Annotated in this window: 23 protein-coding genes and 4 tRNA genes; 6 read left to right on the forward strand and 21 right to left on the reverse strand. The window is 57.4% G+C overall.

All coding sequences use genetic code 11. From position 1 onward, the window contains the following. Positions 1–39: 39 nt before the first annotated feature. From rplL to BLW21_RS05740, 12 genes are all read right to left on the reverse strand, one after another. A complete protein-coding gene (gene rplL / locus BLW21_RS05685; protein ID WP_092738484.1) occupies positions 40–417 on the reverse strand; it encodes a 50S ribosomal protein L7/L12 in 378 nt (125 codons plus the stop codon). Positions 418–485: 68 nt separating this feature from the next. Beyond that, positions 486–1040, reverse strand: a complete 555-nt coding sequence (gene rplJ, locus BLW21_RS05690) for a 50S ribosomal protein L10 (RefSeq protein ID WP_092738485.1) — start codon at positions 1038–1040, stop codon at positions 486–488. A 19-nt stretch (positions 1041–1059) separates the two neighbouring features. Beyond that, positions 1060–1752 (reverse strand): 50S ribosomal protein L1, encoded by a 693-nt coding sequence (gene rplA, locus BLW21_RS05695; RefSeq protein ID WP_092738486.1) that lies wholly within the window; start codon positions 1750–1752, stop codon positions 1060–1062. A gap of 18 nt (positions 1753–1770) precedes the next feature. Continuing rightward, positions 1771–2214, reverse strand: a complete 444-nt coding sequence (rplK, locus tag BLW21_RS05700; RefSeq protein ID WP_092738487.1) for a 50S ribosomal protein L11 — start codon at positions 2212–2214, stop codon at positions 1771–1773. A 182-nt stretch (positions 2215–2396) separates the two neighbouring features. Continuing rightward, positions 2397–2966 carry a transcription termination/antitermination protein NusG gene (gene nusG / locus BLW21_RS05705; protein WP_092738488.1) on the reverse strand — a complete coding sequence of 190 codons (570 nt, stop codon included), beginning with the start codon at positions 2964–2966 and terminating at the stop codon, positions 2397–2399. 21 nt (positions 2967–2987) lie between these two features. Beyond that, positions 2988–3182 (reverse strand): preprotein translocase subunit SecE, encoded by a 195-nt coding sequence (gene secE, locus BLW21_RS05710; RefSeq protein ID WP_092738489.1) that lies wholly within the window; start codon positions 3180–3182, stop codon positions 2988–2990. Between the two features lie 63 nt (positions 3183–3245). Beyond that, positions 3246–3319: transfer RNA gene (locus BLW21_RS05715), tRNA-Trp, on the reverse strand. Between the two features lie 128 nt (positions 3320–3447). Next, positions 3448–4635, reverse strand: coding sequence for an elongation factor Tu (gene tuf, locus BLW21_RS05720; protein ID WP_092738490.1), 1188 nt, complete (start codon positions 4633–4635; stop codon positions 3448–3450). Between the two features lie 175 nt (positions 4636–4810). Continuing rightward, positions 4811–4882 (reverse strand) — tRNA-Thr (locus tag BLW21_RS05725). 110 nt (positions 4883–4992) lie between these two features. Continuing rightward, a tRNA-Gly gene (locus BLW21_RS05730) sits at positions 4993–5065 on the reverse strand. A gap of 85 nt (positions 5066–5150) precedes the next feature. Beyond that, a tRNA-Tyr gene (locus BLW21_RS05735) sits at positions 5151–5230 on the reverse strand. Positions 5231–5472: 242 nt separating this feature from the next. Then, positions 5473–8067, reverse strand: a complete 2595-nt coding sequence (locus BLW21_RS05740; protein WP_092738491.1) for a M1 family metallopeptidase — start codon at positions 8065–8067, stop codon at positions 5473–5475. Positions 8068–8165: 98 nt separating this feature from the next. On the opposite strand from BLW21_RS05740, the gene BLW21_RS05745 reads away from it, so the two are divergent. The 3 genes from BLW21_RS05745 (at position 8166) to frr (ending at position 10130) form a co-directional block, all read left to right on the forward strand. Beyond that, complete coding sequence (locus BLW21_RS05745; protein ID WP_092738492.1) at positions 8166–8675, forward strand: acyl-CoA carboxylase biotin carboxyl carrier protein subunit; 510 nt, start codon at positions 8166–8168, stop codon at positions 8673–8675. A gap of 56 nt (positions 8676–8731) precedes the next feature. Next, complete coding sequence (gene pyrH / locus BLW21_RS05750; RefSeq protein ID WP_092738493.1) at positions 8732–9460, forward strand: UMP kinase; 729 nt, start codon at positions 8732–8734, stop codon at positions 9458–9460. A 106-nt stretch (positions 9461–9566) separates the two neighbouring features. After that, entirely contained in the window at positions 9567–10130 is a 564-nt protein-coding gene (gene frr, locus BLW21_RS05755; protein WP_092738494.1) for a ribosome recycling factor, read from the forward strand. A 129-nt stretch (positions 10131–10259) separates the two neighbouring features. On the opposite strand, the gene nadD is transcribed toward frr, so the two are convergent. The 7 genes from nadD to BLW21_RS05790 all read right to left on the reverse strand — a co-directional run bounded on the left by nadD (position 10260) and on the right by BLW21_RS05790 (position 15756). Beyond that, on the reverse strand, positions 10260–10862 hold the full coding sequence (nadD, locus tag BLW21_RS05760; RefSeq protein ID WP_092738495.1) for a nicotinate (nicotinamide) nucleotide adenylyltransferase: 603 nt from the start codon (positions 10860–10862) through the stop codon (positions 10260–10262). Continuing rightward, on the reverse strand, positions 10859–11443 hold the full coding sequence (gmk, locus tag BLW21_RS05765) for a guanylate kinase (RefSeq protein ID WP_092738496.1): 585 nt from the start codon (positions 11441–11443) through the stop codon (positions 10859–10861). The genes nadD and gmk overlap by 4 nt, the downstream gene beginning before the upstream one ends. A 9-nt stretch (positions 11444–11452) precedes the next feature. Beyond that, positions 11453–11707, reverse strand: a complete 255-nt coding sequence (locus tag BLW21_RS05770; RefSeq protein ID WP_092738497.1) for a hypothetical protein — start codon at positions 11705–11707, stop codon at positions 11453–11455. Between the two features lie 73 nt (positions 11708–11780). Beyond that, entirely contained in the window at positions 11781–12422 is a 642-nt protein-coding gene (locus tag BLW21_RS05775; RefSeq protein WP_092738498.1) for a sigma-70 family RNA polymerase sigma factor, read from the reverse strand. A gap of 57 nt (positions 12423–12479) precedes the next feature. After that, positions 12480–13724: an O-antigen ligase family protein gene (locus tag BLW21_RS05780; RefSeq protein WP_139255092.1), complete on the reverse strand. Its 1245-nt coding sequence runs from the start codon at positions 13722–13724 to the stop codon at positions 12480–12482. A 227-nt stretch (positions 13725–13951) separates the two neighbouring features. Then, positions 13952–14995, reverse strand: coding sequence for a glycosyltransferase family 9 protein (locus BLW21_RS05785; protein WP_092738500.1), 1044 nt, complete (start codon positions 14993–14995; stop codon positions 13952–13954). After that, a complete protein-coding gene (locus BLW21_RS05790) occupies positions 14992–15756 on the reverse strand; it encodes a glycosyltransferase family 2 protein (protein ID WP_092738501.1) in 765 nt (254 codons plus the stop codon). The genes BLW21_RS05785 and BLW21_RS05790 overlap by 4 nt, the downstream gene beginning before the upstream one ends. An 88-nt stretch (positions 15757–15844) precedes the next feature. Here BLW21_RS05790 and BLW21_RS05795 point away from each other — a divergent pair, with 88 nt between their 5' ends. Next, complete coding sequence (locus BLW21_RS05795; RefSeq protein WP_092738502.1) at positions 15845–16723, forward strand: SDR family oxidoreductase; 879 nt, start codon at positions 15845–15847, stop codon at positions 16721–16723. A gap of 109 nt (positions 16724–16832) precedes the next feature. Further along, positions 16833–18020, forward strand: a complete 1188-nt coding sequence (locus BLW21_RS05800; RefSeq protein ID WP_092738503.1) for a hypothetical protein — start codon at positions 16833–16835, stop codon at positions 18018–18020. Positions 18021–18102: 82 nt separating this feature from the next. Here the strand turns inward: BLW21_RS05800 and ahcY are convergent, their stop codons facing one another. Continuing rightward, positions 18103–19425: an adenosylhomocysteinase gene (ahcY, locus tag BLW21_RS05805; RefSeq protein ID WP_092738504.1), complete on the reverse strand. Its 1323-nt coding sequence runs from the start codon at positions 19423–19425 to the stop codon at positions 18103–18105. A gap of 137 nt (positions 19426–19562) precedes the next feature. Beyond that, complete coding sequence (locus tag BLW21_RS05810) at positions 19563–20306, reverse strand: DUF4397 domain-containing protein (protein WP_175470870.1); 744 nt, start codon at positions 20304–20306, stop codon at positions 19563–19565. A gap of 153 nt (positions 20307–20459) precedes the next feature. Between BLW21_RS05810 and BLW21_RS05815 the strand changes: the two genes are divergently transcribed. Continuing rightward, positions 20460–21098 carry a hypothetical protein gene (locus tag BLW21_RS05815; RefSeq protein ID WP_139255093.1) on the forward strand — a complete coding sequence of 213 codons (639 nt, stop codon included), beginning with the start codon at positions 20460–20462 and terminating at the stop codon, positions 21096–21098. Positions 21099–21126 lie beyond the last annotated feature (28 nt).

A 21126-nucleotide genomic window follows, 5' to 3' on the forward strand; every position in this document is an offset into this window, starting at 1 on the left:
CTCTCCTAATTTGCTGGGTGTTAGAGCAGGCAGCAGAAATTACTTAATCTCTACTTCAGCGCCGGCTTCTTCCAGTTGCTTCTTCAGGCCTTCAGCCTCGTCTTTAGCAACACCTTCCTTAACGGCCTTTGGAGCACCGTCAACGAGTTCTTTGGCTTCCTTCAGGCCGAGGCCGGTCAGATCCTTCACCAGCTTCACAACAGCCAGTTTCTGGCCACCGGCAGCTTTCAGGATAACGTCGAACGACGTCTTCTCCTCAGGAGCGTCAGCAGCGGCAGCGCCACCACCAGCCATCATCATTGGAGCAGCAGCAGCAGGCTCGATGCCGTACTCATCCTTAAGGATAGTAGCCAGTTCGTTTACTTCTTTTACCGTCAGGCTAACGAGCTGCTCGGCGAATGCTTTCAAATCTGCCATTTCTGTAGATTGTTAAAAAGGGGGGGGGTTGTTGAAGAAAATTTATACTTGAAAAAGATGAGCAGTGGTTAGCCTGCAACCTCTTCTTTTTCGGAAAGCGTTTTGAGGATGCCAGCCAACTTGGTACCACTGCTCGAAAGAGCCGAGATAACGTTCTTGGCGGGCGACTGGAGCAGACCGATGATTTCACCGATGAGTTCCGTCTTGCCTTTCAGCGTAGCAAGCGTGCCAAGCTGATCAGCACCGATGTAGATGCCAGCATCTACGTAAGCACCTTTTAGAGCAGGGCGAACAACGGCAGTTTTGCTGTAGTTCTGCGCCTTGTGAAAGTCCTGAATCAGCTTAGCAGGCGCGTTACCCGACTCTTTCGAGAACAGGATGCCCGATTGGCCTACCAGTGCGGCGTCCATTTCCGTCGTGTCTACCTCGAGGGTATCGAGCGCCTTACGGATGAACGTGTTTTTGTACACCTTGAACTCCAGGCCGCGGTTGTAGCACAGCCGACGGAATTCGTTGATTTTCGCCACCGACATTCCCGAAGCATCGGCAATGTAGAACGCGTTGTGCGATTGAAACTTCTCGCTCAACTCGTCGACGAGGGCTTGTTTTTCTTCCCGGATCATATCGTCGTGTTGATTAAGGTTAGGCGGAAGTTACCGACGTATCGACCGGTACACCGGGCGACATCGTGCTCGAGAGCGTGATGCTCTTGATGTAGGTGCCTTTGGCCGACGAAGGCTTCAGACGCAGCAGCGTCTGGATTACCTCGATGGCGTTTTCAGCCAGTTTCTGGTCGTCGAACGACACTTTGCCAACCGAGCAGTGAATGATACCGGTTTTATCAACTTTAAAGTCGATTTTACCAGCCTTCACTTCCTGCACCGCTTTGGCAACATCGGTCGTAACCGTACCCGACTTAGGGTTTGGCATCAGACCACGGGGGCCCAATACGCGGCCCAGACGGCCCACTTTGGCCATAACAGCCGGCATGGTGATGATTACGTCGATGTCGGTCCAGCCTTTCTCGATCTTGGCGATGTAGTCGTCCAGACCAACGAAATCGGCACCGGCTGCAGTAGCTTCGGCTTCTTTGTCGGGCGTAACGAGGGCCAGAACGCGAACGGTTTTGCCAGTGCCGTGGGGCAGCGTAGCAACGCCACGTACCATCTGGTCGGCTTTGCGGGGGTCAACACCCAAACGAACGTCGATATCAACCGAGGCGTCGAATTTCGTGTAGGTAATGTCCTTCACGACTTTGGCAGCTTCTACCAGGGTCCGAATTTCGGTCAGGTCGTGCTTACCAAGGGCTTCCTTGCGTTTTTTGCTAATTGCCATGTCTTCTCCGTTGTTAAATTATTCAGCAAAGGGAGAAGCGCCCGACACGGTGATACCCATGCTACGCGCCGTACCAGCTACCTGCTTCATGGCCGACTCTACCGCAAAAGCGTTCAGATCGGGCATTTTGGTTTCGGCGATGGTACGAACTTGGTCCCATGATACCGACCCTACCTTGTTCCGGTTAGGCTCTTTCGAACCGCTCTGGAGCTTGGCTGCTTCTTTCAGCAACACCGGCACGGGCGGGGTCTTCACCACGAAGTCAAACGACTTGTCGGTGTACATGGTGATGAGAACAGGACAAACTTGGCCGGCCTTATCTTGGGTGCGAGCATTGAACTGCTTGCAGAATTCCATGATGTTAAGGCCTTTGCTACCAAGTGCAGGTCCAACCGGCGGTGCGGGGTTCGCGGCGCCTCCCTTTATCTGAAGCTTCAGATAACCTCTAATTTCCTTGGCCATTTGGTTTGTAAGGCTTCGGATGCAGCGTCGTAACACGCATTATCCTCAGTTTTTCAATTGCTCCGAAGTGGAAGCACCACCGGTCCGGAGCGGATAACCGATGACGTTTTTTGTTAGTAAGTAGCATCTAATGATTAGTCCGTTCCAGATTACTGAACCAACCTTTCACTAACTGCTAATCACTACTCTATTTCCTTTTCGACTTGGGTGTAGCTCAACTCCATGGGCTGGCTACGGCCGAATATTTTCACAATTACGTTGAGACGCTTGCGGTCCTCGTACACCTCAGCCACATTGCCCGACATGCCGGCGAAACCACCATCCACGATTTTCACCAGTTCGCCTACAACGAAAGGCGTTTCCAGTGTTTCGGTCTGCTCTTCCGATTCATCGACAATGCCGAGGATGCGGTTAACTTCCGAAATGTGCAATGGCACAGGCACCGTGTTCTGGTTGGCAGCTTTTCCTTCCTTATCAGAGAGGAAACCGATGATGCCCGGCGTGCTGGTGATGATGTGGTCTACCTCGCCGTGGGTTAGGTCGGCGTGGATGATAATGTAGCCAGGATACAAGTTCCGTTCACGAACGCGCTTCTTGCCGTTGCGCATCTCGAAAACCTTCTCTACCGGAATCAGCACCTGTGGCACTAGTTCTGAGAGGCCGTGACGGCCAATTTCCGTTTCGAGGTAAGTTTTGGCTTTCTTCTCCTGCCCACTCACCGAGCGGACTACGTACCATTTCAATTCGCCCATTTTAGCCGTGTCTGTTGCCGATTAAACGAACGAATTATAGAAGGCTTCCAGGCCCTCCTTAAAAATCACATCCATTACCCCTACAACCACCGCAAAAACCAGTGAACCGAACAGAACAAGGCCGGCGCTCTTCTGAAGTTCTTCCAGCGAAGGCCACGTTACTTTGTAACGCATCTCGTCCGATGTTTCCCGGAAGTACTTGGTCAGCTTGCTCATGCTACAGGACCTGCTGGTGAGAGTGAGTAAAAGAACGGCTGCCGAAGCAGCCGTACAATCTGGTGGCACGGGCGGAGAGATTCGAACTCCCATCAAAGGTTTTGGAGACCTCTATTCTACCCTTGAACTACGCCCGTGGATGCGTCCCGCTCAGCCCTAAAGCCGGATTGGGACTGCAAATGTAGGTAACTCTTTAGACAAAACAAATCCGCCCACGAAATTTTCGGGGGCGGATTGCCTTATTTCAGCAGATTTCCGAAGAAAACTACTCGGTTATTTCAGTTACCTGACCGGCACCTACCGTCCGGCCACCCTCACGGATAGCGAAACGCAGGCCCTTCTCCATAGCTACCGAGTTGATCAACTCAACCGAGATAGTTACGTTGTCACCGGGCATTACCATTTCTACACCCTCGCCCAGCATGATGATGCCAGTTACGTCGGTGGTGCGGAAATAGAACTGAGGACGGTAGTTGTTGAAGAACGGCGTGTGACGGCCACCTTCCTCTTTCGAGAGCACGTACACCTCAGCCTTGAACTTGGTGTGAGGCTTAACGGAACCTGGCTTGCAGATAACCATACCACGACGGATGGCTTCCTTCTCAATACCACGGAGCAGCAGACCAACGTTGTCGCCAGCTTCGCCACGATCAAGAATCTTGCGGAACATCTCCACACCGGTTACAGTCGACTTGAGGTTCTCAGCACCCATGCCAAGAATCTCAACCTGCTCACCCGAGTTGATAATGCCACGCTCGATACGGCCGGTAGCAACCGTTCCACGGCCCGTAATCGAGAACACGTCCTCAACAGGCATCAGGAAAGGCAGCTCAGTCAGACGAGCAGGAATCGGAATGAAGGAGTCAACAGCGTCCATCAGCTCCTCGATCTTGGGAACCCAGTTGGCATCGCCATTCAGGCCACCCAGAGCCGAGCCCTGAATTACGGGGATGTTGTCGCCGTCGAAATCGTAGAACGAGAGCAGCTCACGGATTTCCATTTCCACCAGCTCGAGGAGCTCGGGGTCATCGACCATGTCCACTTTGTTCATGAACACTACCAGCTGGGGAACACCAACCTGACGAGCGAGCAAGATGTGCTCACGGGTCTGGGGCATTGGACCGTCGGTAGCAGCTACCACGAGGATAGCGCCGTCCATTTGGGCAGCACCGGTAACCATGTTCTTCACATAGTCAGCGTGACCGGGGCAGTCAACGTGAGCATAGTGACGGTTAACGGTAGAATATTCTACGTGCGAAGTGTTGATGGTAATGCCACGCTCTTTTTCTTCGGGAGCATTGTCGATCGAAGAGAAGTCGCGCTTGGCAGCCAGACCTTTGCTGGCCAGTACCTGGGTAATGGCAGCGGTGAGGGTGGTTTTGCCGTGGTCAACGTGACCAATCGTGCCGATGTTTACGTGCGGCTTGGACCGGTCAAAATTTTCTTTAGCCATTGTAAAGAGATTTAGAGGAATTTTGAGGTGAGAAGGGGAAAACGCGACTTAAAACCTAACTATACAGAAGAAAGCGAAACACAGCTCTGCTTGACCAGGGACTGCACGTCGCTTTGCTTGGCTGACAGTTCCAAAACGGTGCAGTCGCGCTGCCCCGTTGGTACTCGTAATTCTGAGCCATTTATGGGATTTGAACCCATGACCTCTTCCTTACCAAGGAAGTGCTCTACCACTGAGCTAAAACGGCTGGTAATTTTCTAGCCCGCTGGCGCGTAGCCGGGGCAAATGTACGACAGAAGCACAACATTTGCCAGCCAGAGTCGGCGCAAGCTGTAATCCGGCGCGTTTGCTGCTGCGAGCGGGAGACGAGGTTCGAACTCGCGACCTGCAGCTTGGAAGGCTGCCGCTCTACCAACTGAGCTACTCCCGCGGGGAGTGAAGAAGTGACTTGGTGAATGAGTGAAAAGCAGTTCAAATAGAACTCACTCATTCACCAAGTCACTTTTTCACAAATGTGGGGGTGAGAGGACTCGAACCTCTGAACCCGAAGGAGCTGAGTTACAGTCAGCCGCAATTGCCACTATGCGACACCCCCGATTATGTGGTTCCAACGCCGATTGCGTGAAACTCGCCCAGTCCAATTCGTGGGCCGGAGCCGCTTTTTCTCGAATTGGAGTTGCAAAATTAGTGGCTTTCTGACGTAAGTCAAGCCCCGGACGAAAAAAGGTTTTGAACTGGCTGACTTTTTGAGCGGCCCGAAGGCGCGCCGGAAGGCTAAGCGACTGACTTTCTAGCTTCAAGCGAAATAACAACACAGGTAGCCGGCCCGAAAAAAATTTATTGTACCAAGCTGTACATGGCCTTCAGGCTGCTGTCTTTCTCCTTATTGCGGATGTCCTGGAGGGTGCCCTTGAGGTTGGGCATACTCCCGGTTAGCTCGTTCAGGCCCTTGTAGGCACCAAGGCGCACGTAGAGTTGCGGATGGCTACGGGCCAAGTTTTCGAGCCGCTGCACACCCTTCTCGCGCTCCACGGGCGGGATGCGGTTCATCAGCCGGCCAAAGTTTTCGAGTAGCACATACAGCACCTCAGGGGCTGCATCCTGGCTGCGTCGCAGAAACCAGTCGTAGTCGTCGAGGGTGCCGTTGAGGCCGTAGTAGTTCGACAGGGCGGTGAGTAGAGCCGGGTTTCGGGTGCTCTGGAGCCGTGCTACCTGGGCGCGGGTACTGGGTGCGGGGGCTTTGGCCAAGGCCTCGATGGCGGCGGCAGCTACCAGATACGAGCTATCAGTGAGAGCTGCTTCATAGACCTTGACGAAGTCTTCGTTGGCAAACGAAGACAGCACATTGATGGCAGTAGACCGCACGGCTCCGTGTTTCTCGTTAAGGGCGACCTGCTGCAGATCTTTGCGGACGACGCTTCCTTCAGCACCACGATAGCGGCGCAGGCCTTCCAAAGCGGCTAGGCGGGTAGCCCAAAAAGGATCGGTAAGGGTATTGCGAAAGGCCGAGCTAACCAATAAATCGCCCGATTTGCTTTTCAGTCCCTCAATGGCCTGCACCTTCTGCAGATAGCCACGAGCGTGGCTGAGCTGAAACTGGAGCTCTTCGGGACTCTGGGCCTCATCGATGTCGGCCAGCAAAACTCCCTCATTGTCGAATTTTACCAGCGTCGGGCGCTGGGATGCGGGCAGGCGGAACGTCTGATCGGCTCTGGTGACGACAAAGCGGTGTTCGGTGGCTTGGTTGCCGTTCCAGATAGCTACTGCCACCGGCAGGCGGAATACCGGCTGGTACAGCGTATCCTGCACCTGCTGCACCCGCAGCAACACGGCGCTGTTTTCGTAGCTGTGAGTTACGCGCAATTCGGGATGGCCACGCTGCAGAAACCACTGGTCGAAAAACCACGTGAGGTCCTCGCCAGTCGTTTCCTCGAATGCCATGCGTAGCTCAGCCAGTTCGACGGCCGATAGCTTGTTTTGGTTGAGGTAGCGGGTGAGTGAGGCGAAGAAAGCATCGTCGCCGACGAGGTTGCGCAGCATATGTAGCACCCGCCCCCCCTTGTCGTAGGAATGACGGTCGAACAGGTCCTCGTGGTTGTTGTAACGGGTACGGATGAGGGGCTCGCGCTTCGTCTGGGCTTCGTCGAGGTAGATGCGCAGCTTGGTGCGCTGCACCAAGGCTGCCGCGTCGGCGCCGTATTTGTGCTCGGCCCAGAGCAGTTCAGAGTAATCGGCGAAGGCTTCGTTGAGGGGTAGGTTGCCCCACGATTCGTTCGTTACGTAGTCGCCGAACCACTGGTGGAAAAGCTCGTGGGCAATAACCGATTCGGAGCCGTCATAGGGTACGTCGGCCAGCTCGCGGGGCGTAAACTGCACCAGTTGCTGCTGAAAAACCGAGGCAGTGGTATTCTCCATGGCCCCCGACACGAAGTCATGCACCGCTACCTGGGTGTACTTCTCCCACGGATATTCGACCCCCAGTTTTTTGGAGAAGAACTCCAGCATTTCGGGCGTGCGGCCGAACACTTGCTTGGCCGTGTACTGGTACGCGGGGTCTACGTAATAGTCTACCGGCTTGCCGCGCCAGGTATCCGACACTACGGCAAAGTTGCCCACCGCCAGCATGGCCAGGTAAGGCGCATGGGGCTGGCTGAGTTTCCAAGTATCGGTGCGGGTGCCATCGGGGTTGCGGCGCGACGACACGAGCAGACCGTTGGATAGCGTTTTCTGGTCGGCCTCTACGGTCAGGCTGATTTCCTGGGTCATGCGCTGATTGGGCCGGTCGATAGTCGGAAACCAGCAGGAACTGCCCTCCGTTTCGCCCTGAGTCCAGAGCTGGCGGGGCTTGCCCTTCTCCGTATTAAGCGGGTTGATGAAGTACAGGCCCTTATCGTCAATAATAGCCTCGCTCCCACCTTTGGGCAGCTCGTTGGGCTTGGCGACATACTGAATGCGCACCTGGTATTGCTCGGTGCGCTGATAGGTGCGGTCGAGGGCAATAATAAGCTTCTTTTTGTCGTAGCTGTACTTCAGGTCGCGCCCCTTACGGCCCGCACTCAGCAGCTCCACACTTTTGATGTCGAAGCCCTTGGCATCGAGTACCAACTGATTCTGCGGATAGAAGTGCGGCCGAAGCGTGAGCGTAGCCGTGCCCTGCAGCCACTGCCGTGCCCAGTCGGGGCGCACGTCGAGCTTGGTATCCACCAAATTGTGCAGGACAGTGGCCGAGGGCTGCCGGGGGCGCGAAAGGTCGGGCAACCAGTTGGGCACCGGCACAGAAACAGGCGCCGGATAGGCAGCAGGTTCCGCAGCTTTTCGGGTGGGCGAATGTGAGTTGCCAACACCGCCACGGCCCGCCTTAGCAGCCTGAGCAGCAGCGGGTAACTGGGCCGGTAGCCACAGGAAAAGAATACCGAGCAATAGGTATTTCATGCAATAAGGCACTAGGGTAACAGATGGTGAAGTTCTGAATTTATTTCAGATTTGACCTATCTTTAAGCCCTTTTCTGCCTCACTCCCGCCCTATTCGTATGCTGCAAATACAATTGGCCGCCGCTGTCCAGCCGCCGCAGGAAGTCGACTACCAGCCCAATGGTGCGGTTACGCTCGACGGCCAGCCTTTCGTTTGGGACCTGACGGCCCTCGGTGACGGCCGTTACCACGTGCTGTATAATAATCGCTCCTACAACGCCGAAGTACTGGAAATCGACTACACCTCCAAAACAGTGGTGCTGAAGATGAACGGACAGCGGCTGGAATTTCAGGCCAAGGACCGACTCGATTTGCTACTCGATAAAATGGGCTTGAGCGCGGCGGTAAGCACCAAGGTGAACGAGCTGAAAGCGCCCATGCCGGGCCTGATTGTGGACGTGCGGGTGCAGCCGGGCCAGACCGTGCAGAAGGGCGACCCGTTGCTGGTACTGGAAGCTATGAAAATGGAGAACATCCTCAAAGCCCCCGGCGAGGGTGTTGTGGCTGCTATCAAGGTCGGGCTGCGCGACAACGTAACCAAGGGCCAGGTGCTCATCCAGTTCGCCTAGCCTGACGGCCGGTTACCGGCCGTTTTTTCTTCTTACCCCATCATCCCCTCACTGCCTTGAAGTACAACCGAATTCTGCTGAAACTGAGCGGCGAGGCCCTGATGGGCCAGCAGCAGTACGGCATTGATGCCAACCGGCTCATGCAGTACGCCGAGGAAATCAAAATAGCTGCCGCTACGGGCACGCAGGTGGCCGTCGTTATCGGGGGTGGCAACATCTACCGCGGCGTGCAGGCTGAGGCCTTCGGCCTCGACCGGGTACAGGGCGACTACATGGGCATGCTGGCTACGGTTATCAACTCAATGGCCCTGCAGAGCGCCCTCGAAAAGCTGGATGTAAAAACCCGTTTACTCTCAGGTCTGCATATTCAGCAGGTGTGCGAGCCCTACATCCGCCGCCGGGCCATGCGCCACCTCGAGAAAGGCCGGGTGGTTATTTTCGGCGCCGGAATTGGTTCGCCTTACTTTACCACCGACTCGGCGGCTTCGTTGCGGGCCATCGAGATTGAGGCTGATGTGGTATTGAAAGGCACCCGCGTGGATGGCATCTACACGGCCGACCCCGAAAAAGACCCCACCGCCAAGCGCTTCGCCGATATCAGCTTTGACGAGGTGATGGATAAGAAGCTCAACGTGATGGACATGACGGCCTTCACCCTGTGCAAGGAAAATAACCTGCCCATCATCGTTTTCGATATGAACAAGGAAGGCAACCTGCAGCGCCTGTTGCGCGGCGACAGTGTGGGCACGCTCGTAAGCATGAACGGCGCCAATACGGAAGCGTAGAACAACCCTCTCAGGCCAGCCGTAAGCGAATCCAGCACTCCATCGGCGTAGTTTTGCAGCCGGACAACCTATTCAACTCCAATTTTCAACGCTTAACTTTTCCGAAGTGGACGAAGAAATTAAGTTTTACCTCGATGAGGCCGAAGAATCGATGGGCAAAGCCCTCGAGCACACGACCGTAGAATTTTCGCGCATCCGGGCCGGCAAAGCCTCGCCCGCTATGCTCGACTCGTTGCGCGTCGATTACTACGGCACGCCTACCCCACTCGGCAATGTAGCCAACGTATCGGCGCCCGACGCCCGCACGCTGTTCATCAAGCCCTGGGAGAAGAACATGATTGGTGAGATTGCCAAAGCCATCAAAAACAGCGACCTGGGCCTCAACCCGCAATCGGATGCCGAGGGCGTACGGCTCAACATCCCGGCCATGACCGAGGAGCGCCGGCGCGAGTTAGTGAAGCAGGCCAAGTCGGAATCAGAAGGCGGTAAAGTCCGCATCCGCGGCATCCGCAAAGACGTGAACGAGTCGTTGCGCAAACTGCAGAAGGACGGTGCTTCGGAAGATGCTATCAAGGATGCCGAAGCCAAAGTTCAGAAGTTCACCGACGCCTACATTAGCAAAGTGGATGAAGTGCTGGGCAAAAAGGAAACCGAGATAATGACTATCTGAGGATAGCGCTTAGAGCTTGGAAGCAAGATTAGAGGCAGAAAGTGAGGGGGAGATTTTCGTGCTGCTAGCCAAATTGGGCCGGCGGCACGAAAATTTCCCCCTCACTTTCTGCCTCTAACTTTCAACTTATCACAAATAATACCCTGCCTCCCGGATCTGCTGCTCTACTGCCTCGGGCAGCAGGTAGCGCACTGATAAACCTTCGTGCAGGCAGCGACGGATGAAAGTGGCGGAGATGTCGAGTAACGGCGCTTCCACGACGCGCACGGCGGCCGGTAGCGGCTCGGGTAGCACGTAGCCCGGGCGCGGATACACGTAGATTTCAACCTCAGCCAGCAGCCGGTCGGCAGCCTTCCAGCGCGGCAGCCCGGCGAGGTTGTCGCCCCCCATCAGTAGCACGAACTCCCGCCCCGGATACAGTTGCCGAAGTTGGTCGAGCGTGTCGATAGTGTAGCTGGGCTTGGGCAGCCGGAACTCAATGTCGAGCACACGTAGTCGCTCGTTGCTGGCAATGGCACTGGCCACCAGCGTCAGCCGGGCCTGCTCGTCGAGCAAATCTGCTTCAGCCTTGAAAGGGCTCTGAGGTGATATAATGAGCCAGACTTCGGCCAAGTCGGTGTGCGTGGCCAGAAAGTTGGCCAGAATCAGGTGGCCGGTATGAATGGGGTTGAAAGAGCCAAAAAGCAGCCCTACTTTCCGGCCCGATGGGGCGACGGAGGCGGGGCTGCTCACAAAATGGCTGATTCGGCGGTTATGAAGGCGCGCACTAGTCGCTCGGCTTCATCCACGGCCTTGTCGAGGTCATCGTTAGTGATGACTACATCAAAGCGGTCCTCAAATGTAAGTTCGAAATTAGCCTTGTAGAGGCGAGCCGAGATACTGGCTTCTGAGTCGGTGGCGCGGTGGCGCAGGCGTTGCTCCAGAATTTCCAGCGACGGTGGTTTTACGAACACCGCCAATGCGCGGTCTTGGTAAAACTCCTTGATGCTAAGGCCCCCTTTCACGTCTACGTCAAGCACCGAGTGCTGGCCGTTTTCCCAAATGCGCTCAATTTCCTGTTTCAGCGTGCCGTAAAAGGCACCTTCGTACACTTCTTCCCACTCCACGAAGTCATCGTGGCGGATTTTTTCCTGAAACTCCTGCACGGAGATGAAGTAGTAATCCTTGCCATTGGCTTCGGTGCGACCACGCTTGTCGCGCGTGCACGCCGAAATGGAGAAGCTCAGCTCTGGCATTCGAGCCAGCAGCCGGTGTACAATGGTGGTTTTGCCGGCCCCCGAGGGCGCGGAGAAAGCAATGATTTTACCCTGCATCGGGTAAAATTAGGCCATTTCTCCCTGAACTCTGGCAAGAATACGCTGAGAAAGTGTGACCGGAGCTCCTTTACGGGCAACATGCTGGCCCAGGAAGTCGATGAAAATCTGCTGTTTCTCCAAACTGTCGAAGCATGGCGAGCAGTCTTCGGCATGGCTAACAAAATACTGCTCATCCTCCGCCGAGGGGTCCTGACCTACAATAATCTGATCGAGAATAGTATTTACGCGCTCACAGTCGGGGCCGTCGGGAGAGGTAGCCATCGGCTGATTGTTTGATGAGGTAGAAGTAGGTTCCATAGCGAATGCCTGGCTTTGAAAGAAATGAGTTGGTCGGTTAATCGGTTGAGTCGTCTTCATCGTCGGCGGTGGCTCCATTTGAGCCATAACCCATCGAGCGGGCGTATTTTTCTAGTTTTTCTTTGAGGAAATTCCGGGCCCGGTGCAGGCGTGAACGCACCGTTCCGATGGGGATATCCAGCACCTTAGCCATCTCCTCATAGGTGAACCCTTCCAGGTCACAGAGAATGATAACTGTGCGAAAATCCACGGGCAGCGAATTCAGGGCCCGCGCTACTTCATCACCGATGAGGTCGCGCACGGCCTGTTGCCGCATATCCGAGGACGTCGTACCGGCATCACTGTCGGCCTCCACTTCTTCGGAGTTGTAGTAGCCTTCGATTTCACTGTAATCAACCTTGGCAGGCTGCTTACTTTTCTTGCGAAAATCGTTGATGAACGAGTTTTTGAGGATGCGAAACAGCCACGCTTTGGCGTTGGTCCCCGGTTCAAAGTACTCAAAGAAGCGATATGCTTTCAGATAAGTTTCCTGCACCAAGTCATTTGCATCATCCTCGTCGAGGGTGAGGCGGAAGGCAAAATTGTATAGCGGGTCGAGCACAGGCATTAGCTCGGCCTGAAAACGCCGGTCTTTTTCCTCTTTGCTCAGCTTGGGAACCCGCTCGGGAGAATCGCTCATGGACGCTAAAAAGTGCGATTTTCGGGGCCGAAAACCGCGGTCAGACAAATATACTGTTTATACCATTTCGGCTGGGGAAGGTTTGGGACTTTGCCGTACCCGACGCTCAGCAGCTACTATCAGGAAGCCATACAGAAAAACGAACAAGTTGAAGCTGATTTGCAGCTCCAGCAGCGAGTCGGTTAGCATGGCGGCGCCCTGAAGCAGCAGGAATCGGTACACGTACGGATTCCGGCGCAGGGTGGGTTGCCCCAGCGGCCCAACTAGCACGAGCAGCCACAGTGCCAGCCCCACTAAACCGCCTGCCACCAGCTGGTGCAGGTATTGATTATGGATCATGACGCGGTTTTCGGTGCGCAGGCCGTAGCTGCGCCAGTTGTACTGGTCCATCATGGCCGCGTAGGCATCGGCCGGGCCCACGCCCAGCACGGGGTGGCGGCGGGCCACGACGGTGGCCGTCTGCCAGGCGGCCAGCCGCCGCGAGAGCGAGAATCCATTGATGTCGCGGCGCTGCTCGAACTGTTCCAGGTCGTAGAGCGTGGTGTGCACCCGCTCGTACACCGAGCCCAGGGTGCGGTAGGCCAGCCAGGGGCCCAGCACTAAGGCCAGCAGCAGCGCGGTCCCGAGCCAGAACTGGCGGCGCACCAGCAGCGCCAGCATCGCCTCTACCAAGAGTAATAGATAGGCCGCTAATAGGCCCGTGCGGTAGGCCAATATGTGCAGCACTAGCACACATACCACCACACTCAGGCCCAGCGCCACCCGTAGCAGCCGGGGCGCCAACGCCTGCCGGGCCATTCGAAAGCCGAAGTAGACCGCCAGTGCCAGCATCAGTCCGAAATGGATGTGGAAGATGCGCGTGACGGAGGGCAGATTATGACCCAGCCGGAAGGCCTCGTTGGCAGCGGCCGGGTTGCGCAGGTACTGCCCCACAGTAGCCGCCCCAACAAGCGCTAGGCCCACTACAAACAGGCTGCCCACCCCAAACCGCTGCCGGCCTGTGAGCGGCACGGCCAGCCCAAACACCAGCGGCACGCCCAGCCAGGGCAACTGCCGGAACAACTCGTGCCGCCATACGGACCACTCGTGGGTATAAAGGCCGCTGAGCAGCAGCAGCGCGTAGAGACCGGCCGGGGCCCACACCGTGCGCAGCCGCAGCCACTGGGGCACCTGTCGGCGCAAATCGGGATTGGCCAGCGCCGCTGCTACACCAGCCACCGGGGCCAGTGCCACCAGCGCCCGCGAAGCCAGCAGCCCCACCACGCCAGCCACGCAGGCCAGCAGCAGCAGGTACTGAGACAACCGGCCGGAACGCCACCAGCTTTTCCAACCAGTAGACTCAGGTATTGCGGAGATGGATGCGGAAACGGGCATTCGGTTTATTTGACGGACTGTGGGCCGGTGCGAAGACGCACTAGTTTGGAGCCTCATTGCTGAGCAATTCTACTGAACAGGTCAGGATCCGCAAAGACGGGAAGCAAGGTATTGCGTTTCGTTGCCGATTGCCCAAACGGTCGGGCATACGCAGCTTACGAACCTAACGGCGGCAGCGGCTGCCATTGCTGCACGCGGGCCAACACCAGCGCCGGTTCTAGGGCTTTAATACAGGTACAGGTAGCGGGCTGGGCGCGGCAGTCCTGGCAGTCGGGCCGGTCGAAGACAAGGTATTCGGCATGAGGACCGAGCGGAGCCCAACGGCCGGGGTGCATGGGCCGAATGGGCGGGTAGATACCCAATACATGCCGGCCCAGCGCCGCAGCCAGATGGAGCGGGCCGGTACTGCCGGCTACCAAGCCGTCGGCGGCAGCCAGGAAGGCAAGGAACTCGGGTAGCGCCAACTGGCCGGTAAGGTCGGCGGCAAGGTACGCCTGGTGTTCGGTCAGCCACTCGCGCAGCTCCTCTCCTTCGATAGCCGTGCCCGAAATAAACACGCGGTGGCCGGCCTGTTGCAGCAGCCGGGCCAGCTGGCCGAAGTGTGGCAGGCCCCACTCGCGGGCGCTACCCCGGCTGCGGGGGTGCAGCACCACATTGAGCTGACCTGGCTGACGGCGGGCCAGCAACTCCTGCAACTCGGGGCGCAAGGGCACGGCGGGCATCAGCTTTACCAAAGTGGCTACTTCGGGCAATGGCAGCGGGTTAGCGTCGCCCAGTGGGGCCAGCAAGGCCAGGTTGAGTTGGCTTTCGTGCAGGGGCGAGTGGCGGCGGCTGAGCCGGACCAGGCGGTTGCAGGTGAGCCAGTGAAACCAGCGGTTGCGGGTACCGATGCGCACCTTAATACCCGCCAGCAGCGCCAGTCGGGCCAGGTCTTTGTTCGGAAAAACGTGCAGGATGGTATCGGCTCCGGCAGCGCGCAAGACGGCCACCTGCTGGTTGGGCGGCAACTGCTGCAACTCGTCGAGGCTCACGAAATCATCTATCCAGGGGCAAGCCTCCGCTACGGCGCGCGTGTAGTTGTGGCCCAGCAACAGCACCCGGCAGTCCGGAAACAGCTGTTTCAGCCGGCCAGCTACCGGCAGCGTCAGCACCACGTCGCCGATAGCGTCGGTGCGACTGATAAGGAAAGTACGGCTCATGTGGAAGGGCGGGTTTTAAGCTTAGCGAACTTCAGAAATACGCCCCAGGCCGAAATAGCGGCAATGCTCAACCCCGCGAATCCATCCCGAAAACCGCCCCGCAACACATAGCCGTGCACGAATTTCCAGAGGGGCTTCAATACCAGATGAAAGGCCGAAACCTGCCGCTTGTTCTTCAACCACAACTCCTCGGCGGCAATGCTGGTGAAACGGTTGAGCTGCTGCACATGCTGCTCGACGGAGGTGTAGGAGTAATGCAGCGCGTCGCCGGCCAAGGGCTGCGGATCAGGCTGACCGGCGGCCAATTCGTAACGTTCGTGCAGCAACAGGCCCTGCCAGCTACCCAGGCGCCGGTCGTAGAGACGCAGCTTACGGTCGGGATACCAGCCGCCGTGGCGCACCCAGTGGCCGCAGTAGCTGGTAAGGCGGGCCAGCGTGTAGCCCCCGCCCTGCCAGTTGTCCAGCGCCGCCGTTATGCTGGCTTGCAGTTCCGGGGTCAGCACTTCGTCGGCATCGAGCTGGAGCACATGCTCATGGCGGGCCTGGGCGGTGGCGTAGTTTTTCTGCTCGACGTAGCCCGCAAAGGCGTGCTGCACCACCCGCGCCCCCAGCGACCGGCAGATTTCCACGGTGCGGTCGGTGGAGAAACTATCTACTACCAACAGTTCGGCGGCCACCGGGCGGGCGGCTTCGAGGCAGCGGGCAATGTTGGCTTCTTCGTTGAAGGTGATGATGACGACGGACAGCGGGGCAGCGGACATAGGCGGCAAATATCGGATGATTTGGGCGGTGATGGAATGAACCGCTCCATAACGGACCCGTATAGCCAAGCAACCAATCCTTTACTTCATGACTACTCTTATTTCCGAACAGATTGCCCTCGTAACGGGCGCTACTTCCGGCATTGGCAAAGTAACGGCGCGCGAGCTGGTACGCCGGGGCTACCACGTTATCCTGCTGGCCCGCAACGCTGCCAAGGCCGCCAAGGTGCGTCAGGAATTTCAGCAACTCGCCGCCGCCGGGCAGCGGGTAGACGTGTTGCTGTGCGACATTTCCGACTTAAGCCAGGTGCGGCGGGCAGCCGAGGAGTTCATCCGGCGCTACCACCGCCTCGACGTACTCGTGAACAACGCCGGCCTCATCTTCGGCAAGGAGCGCGAAACTTCAGCTGAGGGCTACGAAATGACGCTGGCCACCAATCACCTCGGCCCCTTCCTGCTTACCAGCCTGCTGCTACCGGCGCTGCAACAGAGCCAAGCGGGCCGCATCGTGAACGTGGCTTCCGAAGGCTACCGCATGGCGAAGCCGCAACTGGACGACCTCAACCAGGAAAGCGGCTACAGTGCGTGGCGGCAGTACGGCAACACGAAGCTCTACAACATCCTCTTCACCCAGGAGCTGGCCCGGCAACTGCGGGCGCGGGACATACCCAATATCTCCACCAACAGCCTGCACCCGGGCGTGGTGGCCAGCGGCTTCGGCTCGGCCTCGGGCGGCCTTACCAGCTGGCTTACGAGTTTAGCGGCCCCCTTGCTGCTCACCCCCGACGAAGGAGCCCGCACCAGCATCTTTCTGGCTACCGACCCCATTGGCGGGCAGGTTAGCGGCGGCTACTTCGACAAGCAGCAGGCCAAGCCGGTAAAGCATACGTTTACCGACCCCGCCAAAGCCCGGCAACTCTGGCAGGAAACCGAGCGGCTGGTGGGCCAGGAGTTTTTCGGGGAGTAAGAACAAGAAGGCCTTATCCTCAGCGAAACGACCAGCTCTCAGGAGTTGGTCGTTTGCGTTGGAGCCGGTACTTTGGTATGCTCTTGCTACTTCTTATTTGGCCCCCTGTATGTCCAATGCTATTTCAGCTACTCAAACCACCTACAGCTATGGCACGGCCAAAGGCTGGCGAATTTTCATCTACCTGTTTGCTCCGTTGCTCGTGTTGCTCTTCCTTTCTGCGCCTTTCTGGCTTGGAGACGAGGGCTGGAATACTGGACTGGTTCTGCTGGCAGCGGCTTTCTGGGCTTTCGGGCTATTCTTCGTTTTCGCAGCTTACGAAACCTACAAGGGCCGCCATATTTTTTCTGACCAAAGCATTGTGTACGCCGGAGCCTTGCGGCGTAAGCAGATTCCGCTAGCGGGCGTTAAAGGCTACCGCACCGATGACAAGTACATCCATATACTTCCTAACTCGAAGCAATACCCGGGCATCCGCATCGGCTATACCAGTGAGGGATATGAGGAGATTCAGCGGTGGCTGGCCGACCGGTTTCCGGACCTGGATGTCCAGCAGCAACAGCAGGAAACCGAAGCGCTTCGGCAAGAAGTCGAATTCGGGCGCGACGAGTTGGAGCGGGAGGCCAACCTGGCCCGGGCCCGGCAAGTGAGCCGGGGGCTGAACATTGCGGGTTGGCTGGTGGGCGGCTGGCTTTTCTTTTTCCCCAAACCCTACGACTGGGCCGTAGCCGTGGCACTAGTCCTTCCACCCCTGGCCGCGCTGATCCTTTTCTGGCATCGTGGCCTGATTCGCCCCGATGAGCGTAAAGACAGCGCCTACCCGGCCCTGACCTCTGCGCTGTTTATACCGGGTATCGCGCTCCTACTCCGGACGCTACTTGACTTCGAACTTCTCGCTTACCAACCGCTCTGGCCCTACGCCCTTGGGGCGGCACTGTTGCTGGCAACGGCCCTGCTCCTGGGCAGCCAGCGGTTTGTGCGCGCCAATCGGGCAAGCGTGCTGCTGACAATCGGAGCCGTTTCGCTGCTGTACGGCTACGCGGCTGCGGTGGCTACGAACTGTGTTTTCGATACTTCCGGGGTGCAGGTGTATTCCGTGCCAGTGCTCGACAAGCATTTCACATCCGGTAAATCGAGCACCTACAACCTCAACGTGGGTCCCTGGGGGCCTCGTCCGCAACCCGACGATGTAACGGTAACCCAGGATTTCTACGAGCAAACAGCCGTGGGCGACTCCGTCCGCGTGTACCGGCTGTCCGGCCAGTTGGGAGCCAGCTGGTTTACTACGGGCGAATAGGCTGCTAGCTGACCGAACATAAAAAACCCCGCCCGGCGCAGTGCCGGGCGGGGTTTTTAGCTTCCAGGAAAATCCGGATGGCCTAGTAACGGTACAGGTCCGATTTGAACGGGCCTTCCACGTCTACGCCAATGTACTTGGCCTGGTGAGGGTTCAACTCCTCCAGTTCGACGCCAATTTTGGCGAGGTGCAGGCGGGCTACTTTCTCATCGAGGTGCTTGGGCAGGGTGTACACCTGGTTTTCGTACTGGTCGGCATTCTGCCACAACTCCAGTTGGGCCAGCACTTGGTTGGTGAACGAGTTCGACATCACGAACGAAGGGTGGCCGGTGGCACAACCCAAGTTTACGAGACGACCTTCGGCCAGCACGATGATTTCTTTGCCGTCGATGGTATAGAGGTCCACCTGGGGCTTAATCGTGTCCTTGGTGTCGCCGTAGTTGTTGTTCAGCCACGCCATGTCAATCTCATCATCGAAGTGACCGATGTTGCAGACAATGGCCTTGTCCTTGAGGGCGCGGAACGAAGCTTCGGTGATGATGTCGCAGTTGCCGGTGGCGGTTACCACAATGTCGGCTTCCTTGATGGCATTCTCCATTTTCTTCACCGCGTAGCCGTCCATGGCAGCCTGCAGGGCGCAGATGGGGTCGATTTCGGTTACGATAACACGGGCACCGGCACCACGCAGCGAAGCGGCCGTACCTTTTCCTACGTCGCCGTAACCAGCTACTACGGCAATTTTACCAGCCATCATCACGTCGGTTGCCCGGCGGATAGCATCTACGGCCGACTCTTTGCAGCCGTACTTGTTATCGAACTTCGATTTGGTAACCGAGTCGTTGATGTTGAATGCGGGCATTGGCAGCGTGCCGGCTTTCACGCGGTCGAGCAGGCGCAGTACACCGGTCGTCGTTTCCTCCGACAGACCTTTGATGCCAGCGGCCAGTTCGGGGAACTGGTTGAGCACCATGTTGGTCAGGTCGCCACCGTCGTCGAGAATCATGTTCAGCGGCTCGCGCTTTTCACCGAAAAACAGCGTCTGCTCGATGCACCAGTTGAATTCTTCCTCCGTCATGCCCTTCCAGGCGTACACCGGGATACCAGCAGCAGCAATTGCCGCGGCAGCGTGGTCCTGGGTCGAGAAGATGTTGCACGACGACCACGTAACGTCGGCGCCAAGGGCGATGAGCGTCTCGATGAGCACGGCCGTCTGAATCGTCATGTGCAGGCAGCCGGCCACGCGGGCACCCTTGAGGGGCTGGCTGGCGCCGTACTCCTCACGCAGGGCCATCAGGCCGGGCATTTCAGCCTCGGCCAGGCGGATTTCCTTGCGGCCCCACTCAGCGAGGCTCATGTCTTTTACTTTATAGGGCACGTAGGCCGTCGTCGTCTTGGTCTCTACCATGATATATTGGGGTTTGAGAAGTCAACCGCAAAAATACGAAAAAGTTAGGGCGGCCTTTCTATATAGTCGTAAACAAGTAGCGCCTACCCTCTTACCGGAGGGCAGGCGCTGCTGTTTAATGACCAAACGGCCGCTAGCTAGTTGTTGGCAATTACAACGGCTTTAGCCTGCAGGTTGGTGTCGAAGCTGCTGGTCAGACCACGCACCACAATGGTGTAGATTTTTCCGGCTTCGTAGTTTTTAGTGGCCGTAGAAGCACCGGTGCCGGTACCGTCGCCCACGGTTACCACTGGCAACGAAGGCGTTCCGGTAGTCACCACCAGGTTGTAGCTGCCGGCCGGAATGCTGGCAAAAGCCGAGGCTTGTTTGAAGGCAGCAATCGCACCGGGTACGTCCGTGGTACCGGCTACGGTAACCTGGGAAAGCTTAACGGGCGACGGGCCATCGGGAATCAGGTGCACGACCCGCACTTTAGCCTGCCCGGCGGCCGGCGCTGTCAGGTCATCGGGGAATGCCAACAGGCCCACCGTGGTGGCGGTAGGCGCATACGCAAAGGCCGAATAATTCTGGCCGTCGGTTACGGTTATGGTTTCGGTGGCGGCTGTTGCGTTCGAGCTGGCGACACTAATTTTTACAACGGGAGAACCCGCATTTACGGCTAGATAGCCGGTGCTTTGGCCATAGTTGAGCTGCTGGCCGACAGCCACATCATTTACCAGCACTTTCACCGGTACATTGGCCGAAGCCGCAGCGTGCGAAAATAGCACCCGGCCTTGCTGGGGTGCGGGGTCTTCGTCATCGTTGCTGCAGGCCGAGAAAGCCAGCATGGCGGGCAGCGCGGCCAACAGAGCAACGGGGCGGATAGAAGAAAACAGGTTCATAGGAAAGCAAGAAGAAAGGGTGGCTTGAATGGCAGACCAACGAAGCCCAACTGCTTTTTGTTGGCTAACCCCTGATTTTTTCCTCGATGAATTGCACTTTTTTCCCGTCGAAGGCCTTAGCAAGCCCACCGCCTTCATCGTAGCTTTGTTCCTATGATTTATCACCGCTCTTCTGTTTGTTCTTGTGCGCTGCGCGTGTTCGGGCACGCCCTTTTGGTAGTGCTATGCTGGGCTGGTTTGGGCCAGCAGGCGCAAGCCCAGCAGGTGCCAACCACCGCCGGAGCCATCCGCCTGTCGCCCGAAGACCAGCAGCGCGGCCTGAACGGGGTGCAGAAGAACTTTTACTTCACCCTGGCCCAGCGCCCAACCGAGGCAGACTACCAGAATGCCGGCTTTTTCGGGCAGCGCCTGCGTCCTTACCTGGCGGGCGAGCCCGATGCCCTGGCCGCGCTCAACCGCTACCGGCGCCAGAAAACGTTGTTTCTGGCCGAGCGGGTGATATTTGTGGGAACCGTGGGTCTCTATGGCCAGCAGGTGCTGTCGGCTCCCGACCGGCAACAGTATTTCAACAACACCCAGAAGGTGGCTATTGGGGTGGCGGCGGCCAGTCTGCTGAGCAACATTTTTGTTTCGCGCAATACCAACACCCATTTCCAGCGGGCTGTAGAGGCGCACAACGCCGGCCGCACTGCCAGTGGCACCAGCTTGCTGCAGCAACTGCGCCCCACTTCGGTTGGTTTGGCCGCCAGCGCTACTGGCCGCCCCATGCTGGCGTTGGGCTGGCAGCTCTAAGCCAACCGCCTTCCTCTACCAGCTCCAG

This window comes from Hymenobacter psychrophilus, from assembly GCF_900107135.1.
Lineage (GTDB): Bacteria > Bacteroidota > Bacteroidia > Cytophagales > Hymenobacteraceae > Hymenobacter > Hymenobacter psychrophilus.